Annotated in this window: 19 protein-coding genes; 9 read left to right on the forward strand and 10 right to left on the reverse strand. The window is 41.0% G+C overall.

The genetic code is table 11. From position 1 onward, the window contains the following. The first annotated feature begins 72 nt into the window (after positions 1-72). From CWB62_RS14615 to CWB62_RS14650, 8 genes are all read left to right on the forward strand, one after another. Positions 73-555, forward strand: coding sequence for a MarR family winged helix-turn-helix transcriptional regulator (locus CWB62_RS14615; protein WP_006792516.1), 483 nt, complete (start codon positions 73-75; stop codon positions 553-555). A gap of 105 nt (positions 556-660) precedes the next feature. Then, positions 661-1,974 carry a porin gene (locus tag CWB62_RS14620; RefSeq protein ID WP_058403681.1) on the forward strand — a complete coding sequence of 438 codons (1,314 nt, stop codon included), beginning with the start codon at positions 661-663 and terminating at the stop codon, positions 1,972-1,974. A 126-nt stretch (positions 1,975-2,100) separates the two neighbouring features. Then, positions 2,101-2,496 carry a YbaN family protein gene (locus CWB62_RS14625; RefSeq protein ID WP_138528140.1) on the forward strand — a complete coding sequence of 132 codons (396 nt, stop codon included), beginning with the start codon at positions 2,101-2,103 and terminating at the stop codon, positions 2,494-2,496. A 328-nt stretch (positions 2,497-2,824) separates the two neighbouring features. Continuing rightward, a complete protein-coding gene (locus tag CWB62_RS14630) occupies positions 2,825-3,457 on the forward strand; it encodes a PepSY-associated TM helix domain-containing protein (RefSeq protein WP_058403679.1) in 633 nt (210 codons plus the stop codon). Beyond that, positions 3,457-3,966, forward strand: a complete 510-nt coding sequence (locus tag CWB62_RS14635) for a DUF2271 domain-containing protein (RefSeq protein ID WP_138528142.1) — start codon at positions 3,457-3,459, stop codon at positions 3,964-3,966. Before CWB62_RS14630 ends, CWB62_RS14635 begins: the two co-directional genes overlap by 1 nt. A gap of 35 nt (positions 3,967-4,001) precedes the next feature. Next, positions 4,002-4,847 carry a DUF4198 domain-containing protein gene (locus tag CWB62_RS14640; RefSeq protein ID WP_138528144.1) on the forward strand — a complete coding sequence of 282 codons (846 nt, stop codon included), beginning with the start codon at positions 4,002-4,004 and terminating at the stop codon, positions 4,845-4,847. A gap of 290 nt (positions 4,848-5,137) precedes the next feature. After that, entirely contained in the window at positions 5,138-7,669 is a 2,532-nt protein-coding gene (locus tag CWB62_RS14645) for a TonB-dependent receptor plug domain-containing protein (RefSeq protein WP_138528146.1), read from the forward strand. A 196-nt stretch (positions 7,670-7,865) separates the two neighbouring features. Next, positions 7,866-8,759 (forward strand): DUF4097 family beta strand repeat-containing protein, encoded by an 894-nt coding sequence (locus tag CWB62_RS14650; RefSeq protein WP_138528148.1) that lies wholly within the window; start codon positions 7,866-7,868, stop codon positions 8,757-8,759. A gap of 106 nt (positions 8,760-8,865) precedes the next feature. On the opposite strand, the gene CWB62_RS14655 is transcribed toward CWB62_RS14650, so the two are convergent. The 3 genes from CWB62_RS14655 to CWB62_RS14665 are packed head-to-tail and all read right to left on the reverse strand — an operon-like array spanning position 8,866 to position 13,052. Next, a complete protein-coding gene (locus CWB62_RS14655) occupies positions 8,866-9,966 on the reverse strand; it encodes a lipocalin-like domain-containing protein (RefSeq protein WP_138528150.1) in 1,101 nt (366 codons plus the stop codon). 7 nt (positions 9,967-9,973) lie between these two features. Continuing rightward, positions 9,974-12,403 carry an FtsX-like permease family protein gene (locus tag CWB62_RS14660; RefSeq protein ID WP_138528152.1) on the reverse strand — a complete coding sequence of 810 codons (2,430 nt, stop codon included), beginning with the start codon at positions 12,401-12,403 and terminating at the stop codon, positions 9,974-9,976. Beyond that, on the reverse strand, positions 12,396-13,052 hold the full coding sequence (locus tag CWB62_RS14665) for an ABC transporter ATP-binding protein (RefSeq protein WP_058403672.1): 657 nt from the start codon (positions 13,050-13,052) through the stop codon (positions 12,396-12,398). Before CWB62_RS14665 ends, CWB62_RS14660 begins: the two co-directional genes overlap by 8 nt. Before the next feature lie 201 nt (positions 13,053-13,253). On the opposite strand from CWB62_RS14665, the gene CWB62_RS14670 reads away from it, so the two are divergent. After that, the gene (locus tag CWB62_RS14670) at positions 13,254-15,143 is read left to right on the forward strand and encodes a monovalent cation:proton antiporter-2 (CPA2) family protein (protein WP_138528154.1); all 1,890 of its coding nucleotides are present in this window, start codon (positions 13,254-13,256) and stop codon (positions 15,141-15,143) included. A 97-nt stretch (positions 15,144-15,240) separates the two neighbouring features. Here CWB62_RS14670 and CWB62_RS14675 read toward each other — a convergent pair whose 3' ends face one another. The 7 genes from CWB62_RS14675 to CWB62_RS14705 all read right to left on the reverse strand — a co-directional run bounded on the left by CWB62_RS14675 (position 15,241) and on the right by CWB62_RS14705 (position 20,768). Further along, positions 15,241-15,612 carry a hypothetical protein gene (locus tag CWB62_RS14675; protein WP_082653589.1) on the reverse strand — a complete coding sequence of 124 codons (372 nt, stop codon included), beginning with the start codon at positions 15,610-15,612 and terminating at the stop codon, positions 15,241-15,243. A gap of 14 nt (positions 15,613-15,626) precedes the next feature. Next, positions 15,627-16,148 carry a YcxB family protein gene (locus tag CWB62_RS14680; RefSeq protein WP_058403744.1) on the reverse strand — a complete coding sequence of 174 codons (522 nt, stop codon included), beginning with the start codon at positions 16,146-16,148 and terminating at the stop codon, positions 15,627-15,629. Positions 16,149-16,211: 63 nt separating this feature from the next. After that, positions 16,212-16,892: a hypothetical protein gene (locus tag CWB62_RS14685; RefSeq protein ID WP_138528156.1), complete on the reverse strand. Its 681-nt coding sequence runs from the start codon at positions 16,890-16,892 to the stop codon at positions 16,212-16,214. A 44-nt stretch (positions 16,893-16,936) separates the two neighbouring features. After that, the gene (locus CWB62_RS14690) at positions 16,937-17,287 is read right to left on the reverse strand and encodes a hypothetical protein (RefSeq protein ID WP_138528158.1); all 351 of its coding nucleotides are present in this window, start codon (positions 17,285-17,287) and stop codon (positions 16,937-16,939) included. Positions 17,288-17,403: 116 nt separating this feature from the next. After that, positions 17,404-17,838 carry a hypothetical protein gene (locus tag CWB62_RS14695; RefSeq protein ID WP_138528160.1) on the reverse strand — a complete coding sequence of 145 codons (435 nt, stop codon included), beginning with the start codon at positions 17,836-17,838 and terminating at the stop codon, positions 17,404-17,406. Between the two features lie 289 nt (positions 17,839-18,127). Continuing rightward, positions 18,128-18,865 carry a hypothetical protein gene (locus CWB62_RS14700; RefSeq protein WP_138528162.1) on the reverse strand — a complete coding sequence of 246 codons (738 nt, stop codon included), beginning with the start codon at positions 18,863-18,865 and terminating at the stop codon, positions 18,128-18,130. A gap of 112 nt (positions 18,866-18,977) precedes the next feature. After that, entirely contained in the window at positions 18,978-20,768 is a 1,791-nt protein-coding gene (locus tag CWB62_RS14705) for an alkaline phosphatase (protein ID WP_138528164.1), read from the reverse strand. Positions 20,769-20,770: the final 2 nt, after the last annotated feature.

Consider the following 20,770-nt stretch of genomic DNA (forward strand, 5'->3'; position numbering starts at 1 on the left):
TTGAATTCAATTTATTTGATGTGTAACATTTCGCGATTATGGCAAAGCATTGCTTTTCGACGAGATAAACACATGCAAAAATATGACGAGTTACTGGTATCTTTACGTAAAGTGATCCGAGCGATTGATTTACATTCTAAGCAACTTAATAAAACAGCCGGTTTAACTGGCCCACAGTTGCTTATAATGCACGAAGTGTCTCAAACTGATGGCATCACTGCTAGCCGCATTGCGCAAAATGTAAATTTAAGTCCAGCAACCGTAACTAATATTCTCGACAGAATTGAAAGCAGAGAGCTGGTTACGCGCGTTCGAAGCCAAATGGATAAACGTCGAGTGAGCTTACACCTCACTGAAAAAGGGAAAGAATTACTACTTAAAGCCCCTCAACCATTACAAGAACACTTTATAGAAAAGTTTTCTGGTTTGGCCGAATGGGAGCAGTCTTTATTACTTTCCTCTATGCAGCGCATTGCAGCCATGATGGATGCAGACAAATTAGACGCCTCACCACTACTTGAAGTGGGTGCACTAACACAAGCGCCTAAAGAATAAAAAACGAACAATAAAAATATAAAGGTTTTGTACTAAGCTCTTAACCCAAGGTGTTATTAATATCTTGGGTTTTAATTTTTAACCAAACAAAAAGAAGCAGCTAATATGACCAAACTCTCAAAATTATCGCTCGCATTTATTTTAGGTAGTGTTTCGAGTACTTCTTACGCCACTGATATCGATACGCTTCAAAGTCAATTAAAACAACTACAGCAGCAAATGAAGCTGCTTGAACAAAAACTAGTTGAAGAAAAATCTAAACAGCAAAAAATCAACGAACAACACCAAGAGCAAGTTGCACTTATCGAGAAAAAAGCTGACCAAAACGTTGTGGTGGCAGAAGCACCGAAAGAAAAAAGCAGCGGCATAAAGGTAGGCGGTGCTATTCGTACTAACTTTAGTTATGCATCGTATGATGACGATAACGAAGATCGCGGCGGCGACTTTGATTTTGACGTTTTTAGACTTAATTTTTCTGGTGATGTAGGCGACGTTATTCTTAACGCAGAAATTCGCTTTTTTGATTACATGACCGCAGTAAAATATGCTTATGCAGCGTACGACTTTGCAGACGATTGGCAAGTACAAGCAGGTATTACCAAAGTACCTTTTGGTAACTGGCCTTACAATTCACATAACTGGTTTTTTAACACCACCTATTACATCGGTTTAGAAGATGATCACGATTTAGGCATTATGTTTAAACGTAAAATTGCAGATAACTGGCAACTAGATCTTGGCTTTTTCAAAAACGATGAGCTTGGTGGCGTAGATGGCTACGTTGACAACCGCAGCGATCGCTATTCATACGATGTAGTTGGCGTAAGAGCCGCCGAAGATGGTATTTACGCAGAGCCTGCAACGCAAATAGGCGAATACAACACGTTCTCGGGTCGTTACGGTTACCACTTTGAACACGAGGGCGGCACAACCGAGTTAGGTTTTTCTGCGTTATCTGGCGGGTTGCATGATGGTAATGACCGCGCAGGCGACTATTATGCATGGGCTATGCACCTAAATAGCAATATTGATGCATGGAACTTTCAACTTCAACATGGTGAATACAACTACGACATAGATAATATTGATCGTATGGCCGTAGGTGCTTACTCTTTTTACGACAGTATTGCCGCAGAAGCAACCATGACCAATGCAAACATCGCTTACAGCATGCCAGTAGAATGGGGTCCGGTGACAGACCTACAATTTTATAACGATTACGGTGTTATTTACGATAAATCTGACAACAGCGCAGATACGTGGATGAACGTGACCGGTGTTTCGGTAGCGGCTGGGGGCTTGTTTACTTACTTTGATTTAGTTCACGCCAAAAACCAACCTTTCGTTGGTGGATCGATTGCCGGGGACAGTAGCGAAACAGAAAGACGCTTTAATATAAACATTGGTTATTATTTTTAATAACCAAGTCTACAAAAAAGGACATACTGGGTATGTCCTTTTTTATTGAAATAGCGTTTTAGTTTTATAATACATGTAAAATTGGCCTACACTTTAAATTAGTCGCCACTCACTATAGCGTCGTCAATGAATATAAAATCGTCACTTATTTGTTATAAAAACGTAGGGTTAAAAATGCTAGGCTTAACCTTAGTGGCGCTAGGCATTGTGGGAATTATGCTACCAGTCATGCCTACCACTATATTTTTTATTTTGGCGCTAACCTGCTTTACTCGATCGTCCCCCGCGCTCGCACACTGGTTACTTAACCACCCTCGTTATGGCATAACCCTGCAACAATGGCAGGCTCACAAAGTGGTGCCAACCAAAGCGAAGTGCTATGCCGCTATCGGTATGCTTATTGGATTTATATTTTTACTGCACTCTACAGCGCCTATTTGGGTTGTATACCTTGTAGCAGCAATAGAAATTACAGTCATGATTTACCTTATTTTAAGACCCTCACAACCCCCTAAGCATTAAACCTCGTTTAAACGCACGAACTAGGTTAAAAAACGTCTTTGACCTGAACTCGGTATAATAAACCTGTCTCTAGCCGCTATTTTCAGCGCTAACTACGTTGAATATACTTGCAATAGGCCAGCTATAGACGCGTAAATTTGCCTTATTTTCATTGAAAATCTCTGGCTAGAAAAAACAAATTTAAGTACCACTATAATTCAATATTTTAGTAAGTCTCTTAACTAGGGTTCAGGTTATTTAAAGTAATAATGTAAAGTTACGTAAGTAAATTTGTAATAAGTAATGCAAATCATTATCATGTGACAAATTTCATTACATTAAATTATTTATGCCGTTTATTAATAAGCGAGCTTTGTATAGTACAAGCCGTGCCCTACATATTTATATTTCTACCGCTTTGTTTTTTTTACTCATTCTATTTTGCGTTAGTGGCATTGTACTTAACCATGTTGACTGGCTTAAAAACGATAAAAGTAATGGGCAAGTAACCGCAACTATTCCAGCTGAGCTTGTAACAAAGGCAAACTCGCAGCTAAACACATTACCTACGCTTTACCCAGAAATAGAAGCCTATTTAGCAACGCAGTATGCACTTACTAAAGTGAAAAGTATTGAGTGGGAAAAAGAAGATGCACTTGTCATGCTCGACTACCCCCTTCCGGCGGGTTTTGCTTACGCTGAGCTTGACTTTACAACTGGCGAGCTAAACCTCGAGTACCAAACAGGTGGGTTTTTAAGCCTAATAGGCGATTTGCATAAAGGCCGACATAGCGGTGCAGTGTGGAGCTGGGTAATTGATATTTCAGCGGTGTTGATGATTATTTTTGCCATCACCGGCATGATTATTTTATTTCAAAACAGAAAAAAACGCTTAGCAGGTATATGGATAACCGTTTTAGGCATCGCCACGCCTATGGTTATTTACTTGTGCTGGGTACCTCAAATTAAAGGAGTGTCTTAATGTTAAAAGTAAGTACTGTAGTTAGCGCAGCATTATTAATAGTTGCCGCGTTATTTCAAACAACGGCTCAGGCACAAGCGCCACAGCTAGAAATTGAACTCACCCTACCCGAGCTTGATGTACAACCTTACCACCGACCGTACGTTGCCGTATGGCTAGAAACACCAGAGCGCAAGCACGTAACAACGCTTGCACTATGGGTTCAAAAAGCAGAATGGTTTAAAGACTTACGCCAATGGTGGCGTAAAGCAGGCAAAACCGATATTAATTTTGACGGCATAAGTGGTGCAACTAAGCGACCTGGTACTTATACAATTGACTGGCAAGGTAAAGATTTAGACGGCAATGCCGTAGCGCCGGGTAAATACCTGTTAAATATTGAAGTAGTTCGTGAAGAAGGCGGCCGTGATTACCAACGCCTTGAACTCGATTTAACAAACCCAGGTAAAATTACCATCGATGGGAAAAAAGAGTTTTCAACCAGTTTTGTTACCGTAAACGCTAAGTAGTAGCTATTTATAATACGAATTTAAAGGAAAGAAAAATGAAAATTAATTTATTAAAAACAGCATTAATTGGCGCACTTAGTTTATCAGCGCTGGTATCTACTTCAGCCAGCGCACATGGCCGTTGGTTATTGCCATCACACACCTCACTTTCTGGCGATAAAGCGCATTACGTAATGATTGATGCCAGCATTTCTAACGAAATGTTTGCACCCGACAAAGCCTTTAAGCCAAAAGAAAAAGACGCCCAATGGGACGACACATTACTAATGGCACTTATGCCAAATGGCGAGCCTGTTAGCGACACTATTCGTGCTTATTACTTAAAACGTAAAAGTTCAGCAGCAATAAGCTTAACTGAGCAAGGCACCTACCACATTGCAATGACACAAAAGCCAATGTACATGACCTTCTATAAAGACGAAGAAGGTAAGCGTAACCGTGTATTTGGTAAAAAAACAGACGCTAAATTACCTAACAACGCTCAAGGCGTGCGCACCACTAAAGTTATTTCAACAGTCGATACCTTTGTAAGCCGCAACGGTACATCTAAGCCAGCCCTATTAGGTTTAGGCTTAGAGCTAAGTGGCCCTACACACCCAAATGACTTATTTGTTGGTGAGCAAGCACGTTTTCAATTACTACAAGACGGAAAACCAGCAGACGAAGGCATTGAAGTTAATATTTTAAGAGGCGATACTCGCTACCGTAACGAACGTGGCGAAGTAAAAGTAATCACCGATAAAAACGGCTTTTTTACAACAACATGGAACGCACCTGGTGTTTATTTAATAGAAACCGCAACCGAAGTTGATGTGAAGGAAGAAGGCGTAGATTCGGGTCGTTATGCTTTATTTACAACGCTTGAAGTAGCGCCTGAGTAAGTATTTAGGCACTCATTTAAACATATTTTTAAGCCAAGTTTTTAACTTGGCTTTTTTCTGCCTATCACTTTTTTGCAATCTCTCTTTTACTTTTATTGATTTCGTCACCATTCGCTACAAGATTACAACAGTAACGATCTAATCGTCTATAACGTACGTAAACAGTGGCCTTACTTATTAAAAACGTGAATAACATAGATGGTTTTTATCTTTGCACGTAGTTGAGCGCTTCTATATGATTCTCTCCTTTTTCAAACTCACCAAAACAACGACGTTCTTAAGGAACATTCATGACTTTTAAGCGTTTATCAGCCAATAAATTAGCACTTAGCTTGGTCGTAACCTCTGCACTTAGCAGCTCTTTCGTTACAGCTAATGCGGCAGAACAAGATACCCAAGCACAAGAGAATATAGAAGTAATCTCAGTAACAGGGACTCGCCGTAGTTTGCGAAGTATTGCTGAAAGCTCAGTGCCAGTAGATATTATTACTAGCAGCGACATGGCAAGCACAGGTCAACTTGAAATCAGCCAGGTTCTTGCTAACCAAGTACCCAGCTTTAACTTTCCAAGCGCCACTTTAGGTGATGGAACAGATCACGCAAAACCTGCTGTACTGCGCGGCTTAGCGCCCGATCATACTTTAGTACTTATCAATGGTAAACGTCGTCACTCTGGTGCGCTTTTAAACTTAGCAGGTGTTGTAGGCAGAGGCTCTACCGCGGTAGATTTAAACATGATCCCTACATCAGCCATTAAGCGCGTAGAAGTACTACGCGATGGTGCCGCAGCGCAATACGGCTCAGATGCCATTGCCGGGGTGATTAATATTGTTTTAAAAGACGCCTCTGAAGGCGGCAGTGTAAGCGTAACCTATGGTGAATACGACACACAAATGGCAGGCGCACCTAACTTAGAAAGCACCTACGCAGATGCAAACGGCGATCTTGCATTTAACCTAGGTGATGACCGCGAAATTAGCGATGGCACAACACGCACTATTAGCGCTAACTCTGGATTTGCATTATCAGACAGCGGTTTTGTAAACGTATCGATTGAATACCGCGATAACAGCCCAACACAACGCTCTGGCTTTGACCCTCGTGAACAATACAGCCGCCTTGACGATGGCAGCCTAGATCCGCGCGAATTTACTATTGATCGTTACAACCATCGTTTTGGTAAAGCAGACTTAGAAGATTACGCTTTATTTTACAATATGGGTTACGAGCTAGATAACAGCCTAAACCTGTATTCTTTTGGTAGCTACTCAAAACGAGAAGGTAACTCAGGTGGTTTTTACCGTCGTTCACAAGACAGCCGTAACGTATTAGCACTTTACCCAGATGGCTTTTTACCGCAAATTGAAACCGATGTTGAAGACTACTCATTAGCCCTAGGCTTAGAAGGTGAAACGGGTGACTGGACATGGGATGTAAGTACCAACTACGGTCGAAACGATTTTGCACTAGGTGTTGTAAATAGCTTAAATACGTCTCTGGGCGCCACCAGCCCCACCGAATTTGATAACGGCGCATTAGTTTATGACCAATTTATAGTCAATGGTGATGCCAGCACAACCCTTGATTTAGGGTTACCTGACGACGTATTTTTTACTCTAGGTGCTGAATACCGCCACGAAAGCTATAAAATAGAACAAGGTGAAGAAGCCTCATACATTACTGCCCTTGATAGCAATGGCAACCCAATTGCAGCCGGTGGCGCACAAGTGCTTTCGGGTTTTGGCCCAGAAAGCGTAACCGATGAAAGCCGCCATAACGTTGCACTATTTGTTGAGTTTGACACCTACCTAACTGAAAATTGGAACATGGTTTTAGCAAGCCGCTACGAAGATTACAGCGACTTTGGTAACACTTTTACCTCAAAGCTTGCAACACGTTACAGCGTTAACGAAAACCTGTCGCTACGTGGGGCAATTAGCACAGGTTTCCGTGCGCCATCGCTTGCACAGAGCTCGTACCGTCAAATTTCTACTGTACTTGAGAACAACCAAGCGTTTGAAGTGGGCTTATTCCCAACAGATGCACCAGCAGCACAAGCCCTTGGCGCAAAACAATTAGACGCTGAAGACTCAGTTAATTTAACAGCTGGCTTTGTATACACCCAAGGTAACTTTAGCTTAACGGTTGATGCCTACCGTATTGATATTGATGACCGTATTGTGCTCTCGGAAAACTTAAGCGGTGCCGCAGTACAACAAATTTTAGCGGATGCTGGTGAGTTAAATACCGAAAGCGTACGATACTTTACCAACGCCATCGACTCGCGCACACAAGGCGTAGACATTGTTGCAACTTACCTACTACAGCTAGATAACTTTGGCGACGTGCGCTTAAACGCAGCGGCTAACTTTAACGACACCGAAGTAACACACGTTGACGATAACCCTGAGCAATTAAACTCATTAGGTGACGACTATGTTGTATTTGCACGTCGTGAAGTGGGTCGTTTTGAGCAAGGCACACCAGACAACAAATGGAACCTATCGGCAGTGTGGAACTTTAACGAATGGCAAACAACTTTGCGTGCAACACGTTATGGTGAAGTTGCCGATATTTCTACTACCGCCGATCGTGATGAATACCTAGACGCTAAATGGATAACCGATTTAGAAGTTGCGTATCGCCCTAATGATGAATGGAAATTTGCACTCGGTGCCAACAACTTATTTGACCAATACCCGCAAGCCACGGTCGATAATATTGGTTACTCTACCTTTAGCCAAATATTTCCGTACACACCGTATGCACCATACAGTTTAGATGGCCGCTTTTTATACGGTAACATTACCTACAGTTTTTAATTAAAACTGACGTTTAAAACGAAAAGGATGCTTTATGCATCCTTTTTATTAATAATTAGTAATTTTAACCACTAATTAGTCTTTTAATTTTCAACAAAAAACTAAATTCATTATAAAACAAACACTTAAATTTAGGCCCCATTTTTGCTCTAGTCTTGTTATATTAACTAATACTGTCACATTAAAAGGACTAACCATGAGCTCATCAACTGTATCTACCATTGCTAAACCACTTTCACTAATTAGTGGTATTTTATTATTAAGTGGCTGCGTGTTTCATATTTCGCCAAGCGTTGCGTCGGTAAAACAAACACAACAACTAACATTACCTAGCAATAACCTTGAATACCTAGACGTACTTAGCGGCGCGGGTTCACTTAAAATAACAGGTTCATCAACAGCAACCAGTATTAGTGTTAACGCCACTATTTATACAGCCGACATAGACGATGAATACGAACTCACCCTTGATCAAAGTGGCACTAAAGCAAAGCTTGTTGCACAAAAAAAAAGCAATAATGGAGTTAGCTTTTACAGCGGTCAATCGCCAAGTATTGATTTAGTGGTCACCGTACCTAACAACCTTATGCTAGATATTGATGACGGCTCGGGCGACATCACTATTAACGCCATGAAAAATAATATTGATGTAAAAGATGGCTCTGGCAGCTTATCAATCAATGGCGCTAAAAACCTAAACATAGACGACGGCTCGGGCGATATTTCGCTTCAAAGCATCACTGGTAACCTAGACCTTAACGATGGTTCGGGCAGCATTACTATTAATAACGTCAATGGCAATGCAAATATTGATGATGGCTCAGGCGATATGAGTGTAAGCAATGTACGTGGTACATTAACCGTTGAAGACGGCTCGGGCAGCATAACAATACAACATATTAATGGCCCTGTAGACGTTGAAGATAACTCGGGCGACTTAACCATTGAACATGTTGATGCAAGCGTTACCATTGAAGATGGTTCGGGTAGTATTCGCGTTAATCATGCTAAAGGGTTAACAATTACAGAAGCGGGCTCGGGCGATGTAAGTATTGATAATATTAACGGCCCTGTAAAATTCGACCAATAAACGCGAGTATATCAACCTCAGGTTTAAATAACCTGAACTGTGAATAATAAAATGCACTTAGCCTTGGCTGAAGTGCATTTCTTTTTGAAAGCCATTTTATAGCCCGCTAATAACCAACTAACTCTGCATAACCTTTACCTTTAAAACCGCCTTGGGTTTTAATTCGCCCCTCCCAGTAGGGAATGCTCAATTGATTTCGTGAATCGGGGTTACGTGCTTCGATTATAATAGGTTCAAACCCTTTAACCTTGAGGTGCCATTTAACTGGGTAGGTTTTACTACTTTGCGCCGATTGGGTTGTGAGCTCTGATGTTTTTAATACCTGTAAAGTCACGTCGTTATTTGCAATGGCGCGCACTTGTCCATTTTGTGTAATGTGCGATGCACTACAGTAATCATAACTTTGTTGACCATTACGAATACAAAATGCCATTAAGCCCCCCTGTTTTTTATCATCAGCCTGAATGCTAAACCAGTCCCAACCATTTTGGGTAGGATCGATTAGCGCCGAAGACCACTCTCTGTCTAACCAAGCATCTCCAGTTACTTTAAAAGTTTTACCCGCAAATGTGATATCGCCTTTAGCGTGTAAAAACGGATAGCTGTAATAATAAGAGGCATGCCCCTGGTGGGTTTTTTGGCTGTAACCTTGCTCGCCATGTTTTACAAGCGGGCTATTAGCCAGCACAAGGTTAGCACTGTAATTTTCCTGCTGCGCCTTTAAGCTAAGCGGTAAAAATGTTACCTCCTTACTTGCTAGCTGCCAATCATCTAGGCGAGCTTCAAATGGCTGCGCTGTTATATTTACTTGTCCCGATCGGCCATACTTTTCGAACGCTTGATGCTGTGAATCGGTTTGTATTGCAAAGTGAGCAAAGTAAAGCTGCCCATTCCACCAAGGTGATGGTTCTGTTTGTGTGTTTTGCTCATCAACCGAGAGCCTAAATAAAGTCCATTGCACACCAAAGGTATCGCCATTATCTGCTTTTAAATTAGCAGTTACGTACCACCATTCAATTCCTTGCTGATGATGCGCCCCATGATCGCGTGGAAAGCTCAGCCCTTGTTTTTTGTTTACAGGTTCACCATATTGTTGCGCAAACCCGCTATGCATTTTTTTATTTTGATTTACTTGCTCTACTTCGGGCTGACATGCGCTTAATGCGCTAATAAAAATAAAGGTAACGGATGCTTTTAGTCTATTCATGTAAGTCCTAGTGCTTGGCAACATTATCGGCAACGGCGCTTCGCGTTAATTTTATTAGCGGTAACGCGCTCACAAATAAAGCTAACATAAACATAAGCACCGTAAAGCCACCTAACTGTAGCCAATTAACGGTCATGGCCATGGTCCAACCAAAGGCAATTGGCATGACGTAAGTTAATAGTACCCATCCAAGGCTAAGCCCCAGTGGTATAGCTAATAACAAGGTGGTTAAAATAATAAGTGCAGCTTGCAGTACTTTTGCCCCCAATAATTGCTGCTGGGTGACACCCAGCGTTTGCAATACCGCCATGGGCTGTAATTGCCCCCGCCCTAAAGTTAAAAAGCTCACCCACATGCCAAATAATGCAATCAGCATAATGAAAATATTAAGCGCCTGAGTAACATAAAAAGTTTTACCAAATAACTGTTTTGCAAAGCGTTTAAACTGCTGATTAGCAATGACTTGTTGGCTATCTAATTGGTGCTGCTTTTGAATATATTCGGCCATGGCGTCAACGTCAGTATTAGGCTTTAACCAAAGCGATAAACCATACTCAGTGTAGTTTAAGCTGCTACTCAATAATGCTGCTGTAGTGACTACTACATTTAACCCTTGCTCGCCGTAATCAAAATAGGCAGCGCGTACTTGGCACGTTAGTGTATTAATATGCTGTTTTAGGGTTATTACATCACCGACTGTAAGCGAATACTGCAGCAAGGCGGGTTCGTTCACTAAGCAACCCACCACCCCGTTTTTGTTTTTTTCAAATACTGCAGATGTAGGTGCTTTATTGTTTAACAAAGTAAGGTGTTGGTTATTGCTGGCCGTTGCACCAAATGCCATAACATCAACAGCTATCGTATTTTTAGGTGTGTTAAGCTCACTGTTAGCTGACCAATATACGCCTACTTTTTCAACCTCTGGGAGTTCACGCAATTTAGCCCCTAACGCTTGAATGTTTTGATCGGGCCTTACGTATAAATCGGCGCTTAGGCGTTTTTCAAGGTGTGTATCTAAGGTGTCGCTAAAACTGCCAACCATAATTTGCATACCTACGGCGGCCCCCATCGCCATTAAAATAGCGAGCACCGAGCTTAGTAATGCGGGTAATTGCACTAGGCTGTCGGCTTTTAACCACTGAATAATAGGGTTTTGTGTTGGCCATGGCAGTTTAAAAACGCCTTTAACTACCGGTGGCGTAATTACAAAAAAGAGGAGTAGCACACAAACACACAGCAATAAGGCACTTATTTTGGTATTTGCCGTTAACGCTAAGTAGCTGGCTGAAAAAATAGCTAACGCAAACATTAGCCATTTAATACGCGTTAAAAAAGCACTTAATCGAGCCGATTGACTGGCTAAAAACCCCAACAAAACAACAATATTAAGTGTAAAACCGCTGGCAATCATGCTGCTATCAAGGCTTACTACAAAGCTTCTATCTAGCTGGTAAAGCCCTCGAAGAGTCGCCGATACATCCATAACTAAGGCATTTGCCAGTGCCGCGCCTAATAACGCACCTAATAACGCAGCAAAAAAACTAAGCACCGATAATTCAATAACCAGCGCTTTAATTAACACCGACCTTTGACAACCCAGCACCCACATTTGCTGCTGCAAGTGAGCGCGCGCATTGTACGCCAGCTTAATTGCATTAAAACTTAAAAACGCACCCACCACATAACCTAACAAAGCCAGCGCTTGTAAATTAAAGAAAAAAGCCTCAGAGAGCGCATCAAAAGCCTGCTCTTGCGCAGCTTCAAGGCGTGCTTGATCGCCTATCAATACGTTTAATTGGGCTGCTTGTTTGTTATTTAAGCCACTTACTTCAAAGTAACTAATTACCCCATTTGCGCGCAGTAGTTTATCAGCAAGGCTAATATCCACCAGCATGGTCATGCCTAAACCTTGTAACTCGCTTACCGCTAACGTGCGTGTGGCATCGCCCATGTTTATATTAATACGGCTATTTTTTAAATTTAGCCGCTGCATTAATTTAGGATCGATATAAACAGTATTTAGTAGCTGTTCTAACCCAGAATAACGATTGTTGGTTGTTGATGCTGAGCCGCTGGTATTTTGTGTAAGCCACTGTAATAAATTGACGCCCCTAAGCGCGAGTTTTTGCTGCGTATCGGTTTCAATTACGCCTTCTAAAACCGGTTGAACCTGCGTAAAGCCAGCTGCCCTAATACGCGACCACATACTGTTGGGCAACCTGTTTTCACCTAGCACAGGGCGTACAAAATGCGTCACGGGGTTTGCAATTAATGCTGTGGTTTGTTGATAGCGTTTACCGGCCTCTAAATTTAAGCCCTGTATTGCAGTAAGTAGCGCCGCGCCTAAACTAAAACCAATAAAAAACAGTAATAACAGCCCAACATGACGGCGATAAAACCGCATATACGTTATTAAAATAAGTTTAAGTTCAGCCATTAATTTGGCCATCTTTTAAAAACAATTGCGTAGCAAATTGGTCGGCCAATCGCTGACTATGCGTGACCATAATTAGTATTATTTGCTCTTCTTCACATAAGCTTTTTAATAGCGTAACTATATCGAGTGAGCGAGCGGCATCAAGGTTACCCGTAGGTTCATCAGCCAATAGTAGCTTGGGTTTATTTAATAGCGCACGACCTATGCCTACTCGTTGCTGCTCGCCACCAGAGAGTTGCTCAGGCATTGCTGTAAGCTTGCCTTCTAAACCCAGTTTTTTAGCCATTGTATTTACTTCATCGTCGCTCGGCGATAACCCATTAAGCCTTGCTTGAAAACACATATTGTCTTTCACATTTAACGGGCTGAGTAATTGATAGTGCTGAAAAATAATCCCTATTTTACGCCGATAAAGAGCAAGCTCACTAGCACTCAGTTCACTAATTTTTTGCTCATTAACCGTAATAGTTCCTCCATCAGGAGACAGTAGACCGGCTAATAAATTTAATAATGTTGTTTTACCCGAGCCACTATCACCGAGTAAGGCAATGTGCGCAGCAGGTGAAATAGTTAACGATAAATCATTAATTATTTGTCGTTTCAAGCCACCATCTTGGCGTGTAAAAAACACATTATTTAGCGAAATCATAAAATGTAGCTCGTCCTAGTAGCAAAGTTTTTAGTTTTGTTTTAAACGTTACAGTAACAGCAATTCGGTCATTTAAGTGCTTTATTTAAGCACATTGCAATAAATTTTATCATTCAGTTAAAGCAATTTGACTGAGTAACTTATTGTATTTTATACGTACCTAAGCCATGCTAATTGTCTAAACTTTAATAAGGTAAGCATGTGTTAGAAATAGCGTTAATATACTTAGCTGCGGCTATTGTGGCAGTTCCTATTGCCAAGCGAGTTGGTCTTGGTTCGGTACTGGGTTACTTAATTGCCGGCATACTCATTGGCCCCTTTGCATTAGGGGTGGTGGGAGATCAAACCGATGTAATGCATTTCGCTGAGTTTGGCGTAGTAATGATGCTATTTTTAGTTGGCCTTGAACTACAACCCTCTCGCTTATGGAAACTTCGCCACTCTATTTTAGGGCTCGGTGGCCTACAAGTAGTGCTAACTGCCGCCGTTATTTTTGCATTTTGTTATTGGGTGTTTACCATGCAGTGGCAAACAGCCCTCGCTATTGGATTAATGCTTGCGTTGTCTTCAACCGCTATTGTGCTGCAAAGCCTTGAGGAAAAAGGCTGGCTAAAGCGCGAAGCCGGCCAAAATGCATTCTCGGTGTTATTATTTCAAGACATTGCCATTATTCCAATTTTGGCGCTGTTGCCATTACTCGCCTTTGCCCCACCAAGTAGCTCTAAAGAAATAAGCCATTCTATCATTGCCAACTGGCCTGTGTGGCAACAAGTCGCTGTATCGATAGGTGTGATTGCTGCCATTATTGCCGGTGGTAAATACGTATCGGCCCCGTTATTTAGGTACATAGCTAAAACTCACATGCGTGAAATATTCACTATTTTTGCGCTATTTTTAGTGGTGGCTATTGCCCTTGTTATGCAAAGTATTGGGCTTTCACCTGCATTAGGTACATTTTTAGCGGGTGTAGTCCTTGCCGAAAGTGAATTTAGACACGAGCTCGAAGCCGATATAGAACCTTTTAAAGGGCTACTTTTGGGGTTGTTTTTTATAACCGTGGGCGCCTCTATCAACTTTGAGTTATTGGCTAATGAGTTTTCAACTGTTATCGCACTTGTTGCGTTACTTATTGTGGTAAAAGCCTGTATTTTATATGCCCTTGCCATCACCTTTAATATTAGTAAAAAACAGCGATTACTGTTTGCATTAGCCCTTGCACAAGGCGGCGAATTTGCTTTTGTATTGTTAAGCGTAACCACAACACTGGCTATTTTAACGCCAGCACAAACAGGCTTAGTGACCCTTGTTGTTGCTGTATCAATGTTAGTGGCTCCGCTATTGTTAATGGTGTACGAACAACTCGAAAAACGCAGCCATACCAGTGCACCAGAGTTCGACAAGCCAGAGCAAATTAGCACAGCTAAGCACGTTATTATTGCGGGCTACGGACGTTTTGGACAAATTATGGGGCGTTTATTGCACGCCCAAGGCTACGAAATAACGGTACTCGATCACAGTCCTAGCCAAATAGAATTACTACGCCGCTTTGGTAATACCGTATTTTATGGTGACGCCGCCCGCCAAGAACTCCTTGAAGCCGCAGGCGCACACACCGCACAAATGCTGGTTGTTGCCATTGATGATCCAGACAAAACCATTGAAATAATTGAGCTTGCCCACAAAAACTACCCACAATTAAAAATTGTTGCCCGCGCAATAGACCGTCGCCACGCATACAAATTACTTAATTTAAAAGTAGATGCGTTTAACCGCGAAACCGTCGACTCAGCTATTAACTTAGCCGTAGAAGCACTCGAACTACTTGGAAACAACAAACAAGACGCTGAGCGTGCTGGTAAGCTGTTTAGAGAACACGATCGCGCTGCGGTTGTGCAACTTGCTGAACTGTGGGGCGACGATGCAAGCTACGGCGTAGCTGTGCGCCAACGTATGGAAGATTTAAAACAGGTATTACAACAAGACAGGCAAGCACAAAGCGATTTAAATACCTGTGAACACGGCGACTGTGAAGACGGCCTTACAGAGCTCGCCGATAGGCCTAAGAAGCCTGATGATACTCATTTAGAGTAGTGTCTATAAATTGATATGTGCTATTAGCATGAGTTAATAGCACTTTTAATAGATACCGCACTCAAATAAGCTATCTAAAAAAATAGCCTTACTTTAGCTAATGTTCAAAACGCTTATATATTCCTAGCCAATCTGAGTGTTCAGGATATTTAATCTTATAAGCATTTATTTCAGCCTTAGAGGCGTATTGAAAATAGGTAGAGACATAGTCATTTATGTAGCTTTCGCCTTCCCCCATTCTCCAAAAAATTTCGCTTGGGTGGTAATCTGGAAATTTAATCCAAGGCGGTATTGGTGGGTTGTGCTTTAACTCATTCTCATAGCGCTCTTTTAGCATTTTCTCCCAAGCAGCTCTATGCTCAAGATACTTATCTCGTTGTTCATCGGTAGTGTTAGCTTGTTTTTCACTTCCTATTGATGAAATAGGTATAAGCATTAAAATAAGCGCTAAAGCTTTGCAAGTATTCATAAAGTAACGCATGACTAGATATGGGCTTTAATTAAAGCTTTTAGTTCTTCTTTTTCGGCTTCGCTTGTAAAAGCACTCGCGGGGATTATTAAAGCCAATAGCTTGTCTACAAATATATATAAGTCGCCTTTATTTTCTTCTATTGCTTCAACGGCTTGCCATTTATAAAAGTAACGTCCTAGATGATTAGTTTCGCAAATGCCATCAGCCTGAAACTCAATTGTTTTATTACCAATCATTACGCCATTTTCATTGGGGATTGATTGCTTTTTTAACTTATGATTATTGTATAAAAATACAATAATCAATATTAAAAATGGCACTGCTACAATTAACCCACTTGGCCAATGAAAGTCAGAAAGGCGAATAGACTCAACCTGAAAAAAAGTCATAAAAACAACGGTTAGCACAAACCATGCAATCACATTTTTTATAAACCCTAAACTTTTATTATCTTTAGGCGCACACAACTTTTTTATTATAAAATCAGCATAGTCGGTATAATTCTTTTTAGTAACAGTAAAAGATTTGAGCATTGTCATGTCCATATAGAACGCCTTTAGCGCATAATTAGGTTGTGTGTTTAAGTTAATTACTAACTACAAGCGTGTATCAAGCTTAACTAACTCACCTGATAGTACATCAAAAATATAATAAAGTGTTTCACTCTCCGCCTTGGTATAAATTAAGGCCGTATTATTACTAATCAACTGATAGCCCTCAATATTATCCATAATGGATTTTAAGCCTGAGCCATCGTATTCAGAAACGAATAGCTCTTTTTTATCTTCACTATTTAAAAAGCCATCTTTGTTTGTATCGTTTTGAACAACTGAGTAAATATTTTTACTTAAAACGCTTTGGTAACTGGTTTCTTTTAATTGAACCGGAGAAAAGCCTACGATCAATCCGTTATTCTTGAATAACACTTTATTTTTCTGGCCAGTTTTAGTAAACATTAAATTTACTGCATTACGACTCAAGCTCAGTGCTGAGGTAACAATAATCTCAGCATTAGCCCTGTAAGGCTTTTGATTTATTATTTTGTCAGATGTGATTTCTAAAATGTGAACATCTTTGATTTGACCAATATAATTTTTTTGTAACTTTGGTTCTTCATCAAAGGCTGCGCTATGTTCAATCACCTGAACCTTAGGCGCAGAGTAGCCACTTTTAAAAAGACCACTAATAAGGCTCTTACCAATAGCAAAAATTACAACTAACGCAGCAATAAATAGTAATACCTTATTAGCTTTTTCAATAAAATTCATAATGCGCATATTTGATGCAAACTCCTTATAAGCAACTGTTTAAGCTTTGGTAATTAGTTTTTTACCCATTTAATATTGGTTTCTTTAATACCTAAGCCTTGCTTGAACCTCTCAGAAAACTCTAATGAGGGCTTACCAGCCCATCCTCTCTCAAGGTATAAATTGTAGCCGTCATCATTTTTTTCATATTTAACAGCGGACAACCAAATACCATCCCAATCACCTAAAAAATCCAGTTCGGCTAAAGTGTTTGGATATTCGCCATTGCGGGTTTTATGTAGTTCAATGAGAGAAATAGCAGATACAAAGTTTTGCGTACCAAACCTTTCATCGGCTCCAGGTACTTCAAAATCACAACCAGATAGTAATAAAACAAATAAAAGACTAAACATATACTTTGCCATTAAGAATAACTCCTAACTTTGTTCAAACATTGCGAACAATTAAAGCGCCTTAAAAAAACTCAACCAAGCTACTTCAAACTTTCTGAGCGACGTTGCAAAAAAAAGAACAATAATTTTTATTTTAACGGCGGTGGGATTGCTATGATCGCTTCTGGCCGATTTGCTCTGAGCAACTCTTTTAAATTTAACTGTATTCTTTCACCACACATCACTATTCCTTTTTTGTCTTGTGTTGTTGAGTAACCGAGTACTATATTTAGTAAATCTAATTCTTCAGGATTAACTTGAAAAAAAACGTTGTAATAACCTTCATAACTATTAGCTTCAGTAAAGTTTAAGTCTGCTAAAAAAGTATCTTTTATCACTAGAGTGAATGACGTTAAATAATAGCTCTTAAATATTTCAGGTACATATACATCATAGCCTGCAACGTTACCTACGCTATAGTCTTCATTTATTTTTGCAAAAGATGCGAGTTGACCTAGTTCATCATCGCCGCAGGCGAATAATGAGTTAGTCCAGAAAAAACATATAACTAAAAGTGCTCGCATTTAAGTCCAATATAACAGCTTTGTTGAGAGGCATTTATGTAACGTCCCTATTGCGTAGACTTCTATTAATATCAAATAGCTTAAGTTATTGCCAACTAAAAATATTTGGCTGTAAGTGGCTGCTTATTTATAAGAAGAGGTGATTATTCGAGGTCTTCTGGGCAGAAATATTTTAAATGCACTTTATTTTACAGGGTGTTTGGTAGCTCACCACAGCTTGCTGATTGAAGTATAAATTTATCCCCAACACAGCAAGCTCGTTTTACACCATATTAAAACTCACCAAAACCTAGTGGTGGTGCCCACCTTGAATAGCTTCACCTTGTTGGTTATAAAACCCTGTTGCGCCGTGTTCTATAAAACCTAGGTTGATCATTTTTGCTAAAAACGGGTCGTTTTCGTTATCGCCAATGTCGGCGTAGTCAGTAGTTTGAAAGCGGTCCCACTGCGCAAATTGCGAAGTAACTTGCTGCTTGTTGTAGCTGACCTTATTTAAGCTTAATAACGTCATTGTTTGGTTTTTTGTGTTGTTTACAGTAAATGATTTAACAAGCTGAGTTTGGCTATAAAAAGCAAGTGAATAGGTATTTTCACCCTCTTGGTAGGTGTAGTTTTTTACTTCATCACAGCCTGTGCCTTGCGTTTTTTTAAGAGTCATTTTTTCAATTAACTGATTATCCACCAGCTGGTTTTTAGCACTCCAATTTTGTACGCCACGTACCTCTGATGGCTGATACTCAATTCCGCGTTGTTGGGCATTAAAATAACGTATTGGGCGAATTTGTTTATTGGCTAAATGCTGCCACAGCTCAGTGGTTACATCGCTCTGATGTGCTACTTGCTTGTTATTACGCCAAAGTGTAAGTATCTGACTACTTTGCTTGTTTTTGTGGGTATTGGTAATTGTGTAGTCTGCTTTTAAATACTGGCTATTTAGGTTGCACTGCGTGGCAAGTGCGCTGGTGCTTGTAAGTGTTGTAAGTGTTGTAAGCAACATGGTTGCGAATAGTGATAATGCTGTTTTCATGGAGTTCTCTGTATTTAACGTCACTGTTATTGCCATAACATACCCACTAACAGTGGCATTTTTATGACACAAAAAAGCCCGCAAAATAATGCGGGCTTTTAATGGGCTCTACTTACTGAGCCACTGTTTCGTCAGCTGTTTTAACTAGGTCAGCGGCAAAGTCCATTACGTGGAATAAAAAGCTTTGCTCGTTTGTGCCTGTAACTAAATGTGCACCTGGGCCCATTGCGTATACACCTACATCTTCACCTGCGTGAGTTTCTGAACTAAGTGGTACTAATGACTCTTGGTGGAAACCCGGAGTGGTTGTATCAACATTTGTTAAATCAACACGTCCTGTAACTGGTGCAGCTAAGTATGAGGCGTCGGCATTGGTTTCATCACCTAAGTCTCTGTAGCCTAAACCATTAGTGTAACCTACTGTGGTGTAGGGCATGTCGTCGGCGGCAAGACTTGGCTCGGTTTGACCTACTGCAACTACTTTACCTAGTATTGGGTTACCACGTTTTGGGTAGCCTGCAATGGTAAATACATGGCTGTGATCAGCAGTCACCACAATTAAGGTTTCTTCTGGGTTAGTGTTGTCCATTGCGGCCTTAACGGCTTTAGCAAATTCAATAGTATCGTTAAGCGCGTTGTATGCATTGCCTGCGTGGTGCGCGTGGTCTATTCGCCCGGCCTCTACCGATAAGAAAAAGCCCTTATCGTTGTTATTAAGCACGTTAATTGCTTTTTCGGTCATTTGCGAAAGCGACGGTTCGCCCGCTACATCGTTTGCTCGATCGGCTTCGTATTGCATGTGGGATTCGTTAAATAAACCAAATACCTTGGTAGCATCGTTGCTAATAGCATCAAACCCTGCTTGGTCCATTACGTAGTTGCCGCTTGGGTAAGTAGCTTGCCACTCGGTGACTAGGTTACGACCATCGGTACGATCCCCTTCAACCGCGCTGATTGCATCGCTTGAATTAGCCGCGGCATCTTTTGGTAAAAAGTGACGACGACCGCCGCCCATTACTACGTCTATGCCATCTACATCAATACCTGCAAAACGTGCTTCTAGGTTAGCTTCAAAGTTTACGAGTTGCGATGCAATATCTTCACAAGCATCTGAACCTGCTGGCATATCTGAGTTATCTTCCCAGTTACGATCAGCTGATTTAGCATACGTTGCCGCAGGGGTTGCGTGAGTAATACGTGCCGTTGAAATAAGGCCGGTTGCTTTACCTGCTATTTCAGCAAGCTCAAGCGAGGTGACCAGTTCGTTACCTGCAACGGTTGAACAAATACCGCGCTCAATGTCTTCGTCTACACCAATGACGCCTACATCGGTTTTAACACCTGACACCATAGCCGTCATTGTGCCTGCTGAATCGGGCGTTTGTGCATCTACATTGTACGTTTTAACAAAGCCTGAGTAAGGCATGGTTTCAAAGCTAAGTTGGTAGTCTTCACCCATGCCGCCTTCAAGCTGGCCTGCTAAAATTCGTGCAGCCGTAACGGTAGAAATACCCATACCGTCGCCTACAAATAAAATTACGTTTTTAGCTTTACCCGACTCAGTAACCGCCTCGGTATTAGCTTGCTGTGTTGCTGATAACTTTGTTTGTGCGTCGCTATACCATGCGTTACCTGTAAGGTTAGCTAATTGCTCTGTAGTTAGCGACGTTGCCGGCGCATTACACACTAGGTTAGATGAATTAACTTCGTCGCTATCAAGCACGCCATTTTCGTTTGTATCTACGCCCACTTGGGTTTCTACACCGCCATTAATACATTGCGCTGAGCCCACGGCTATGGCGTTGTCTACTGCGATAATGTTGTTATCACTTTTATCATCATCACTTGAACAACCCGCTAGCGCGACCATTACTGCTAAAGAAAGTACTGTTAATTTTTTCATGT

This window comes from Pseudoalteromonas sp. S408, from assembly GCF_005886645.1.
Classification (GTDB): domain Bacteria; phylum Pseudomonadota; class Gammaproteobacteria; order Enterobacterales; family Alteromonadaceae; genus Pseudoalteromonas.

Excerpts from the sequence above, each read along its gene's own strand:
- CWB62_RS14615 (WP_006792516.1), top strand. The coding sequence starts at position 73 with ATGCAAAAATATGACGAGTTACTGGTATCTTTACGTAAAGTGATCCGA.
- CWB62_RS14620 (WP_058403681.1), top strand. The coding sequence starts at position 661 with ATGACCAAACTCTCAAAATTATCGCTCGCATTTATTTTAGGTAGTGTT.
- CWB62_RS14625 (WP_138528140.1), top strand. The coding sequence starts at position 2,101 with ATGAATATAAAATCGTCACTTATTTGTTATAAAAACGTAGGGTTAAAA.
- CWB62_RS14630 (WP_058403679.1), top strand. The coding sequence starts at position 2,825 with ATGCCGTTTATTAATAAGCGAGCTTTGTATAGTACAAGCCGTGCCCTA.
- CWB62_RS14635 (WP_138528142.1), top strand. The coding sequence starts at position 3,457 with ATGTTAAAAGTAAGTACTGTAGTTAGCGCAGCATTATTAATAGTTGCC.
- CWB62_RS14640 (WP_138528144.1), top strand. The coding sequence starts at position 4,002 with ATGAAAATTAATTTATTAAAAACAGCATTAATTGGCGCACTTAGTTTA.
- CWB62_RS14645 (WP_138528146.1), top strand. The coding sequence starts at position 5,138 with ATGACTTTTAAGCGTTTATCAGCCAATAAATTAGCACTTAGCTTGGTC.
- CWB62_RS14650 (WP_138528148.1), top strand. The coding sequence starts at position 7,866 with ATGAGCTCATCAACTGTATCTACCATTGCTAAACCACTTTCACTAATT.
- CWB62_RS14655 (WP_138528150.1), bottom strand. The coding sequence starts at position 9,966 with ATGAATAGACTAAAAGCATCCGTTACCTTTATTTTTATTAGCGCATTA.
- CWB62_RS14660 (WP_138528152.1), bottom strand. The coding sequence starts at position 12,403 with ATGGCTGAACTTAAACTTATTTTAATAACGTATATGCGGTTTTATCGC.
- CWB62_RS14665 (WP_058403672.1), bottom strand. The coding sequence starts at position 13,052 with ATGATTTCGCTAAATAATGTGTTTTTTACACGCCAAGATGGTGGCTTG.
- CWB62_RS14675 (WP_082653589.1), bottom strand. The coding sequence starts at position 15,612 with ATGAATACTTGCAAAGCTTTAGCGCTTATTTTAATGCTTATACCTATT.
- CWB62_RS14680 (WP_058403744.1), bottom strand. The coding sequence starts at position 16,148 with ATGCTCAAATCTTTTACTGTTACTAAAAAGAATTATACCGACTATGCT.
- CWB62_RS14685 (WP_138528156.1), bottom strand. The coding sequence starts at position 16,892 with ATGCGCATTATGAATTTTATTGAAAAAGCTAATAAGGTATTACTATTT.
- CWB62_RS14690 (WP_138528158.1), bottom strand. The coding sequence starts at position 17,287 with ATGGCAAAGTATATGTTTAGTCTTTTATTTGTTTTATTACTATCTGGT.
- CWB62_RS14695 (WP_138528160.1), bottom strand. The coding sequence starts at position 17,838 with ATGCGAGCACTTTTAGTTATATGTTTTTTCTGGACTAACTCATTATTC.
- CWB62_RS14700 (WP_138528162.1), bottom strand. The coding sequence starts at position 18,865 with ATGAAAACAGCATTATCACTATTCGCAACCATGTTGCTTACAACACTT.
- CWB62_RS14705 (WP_138528164.1), bottom strand. The coding sequence starts at position 20,768 with ATGAAAAAATTAACAGTACTTTCTTTAGCAGTAATGGTCGCGCTAGCG.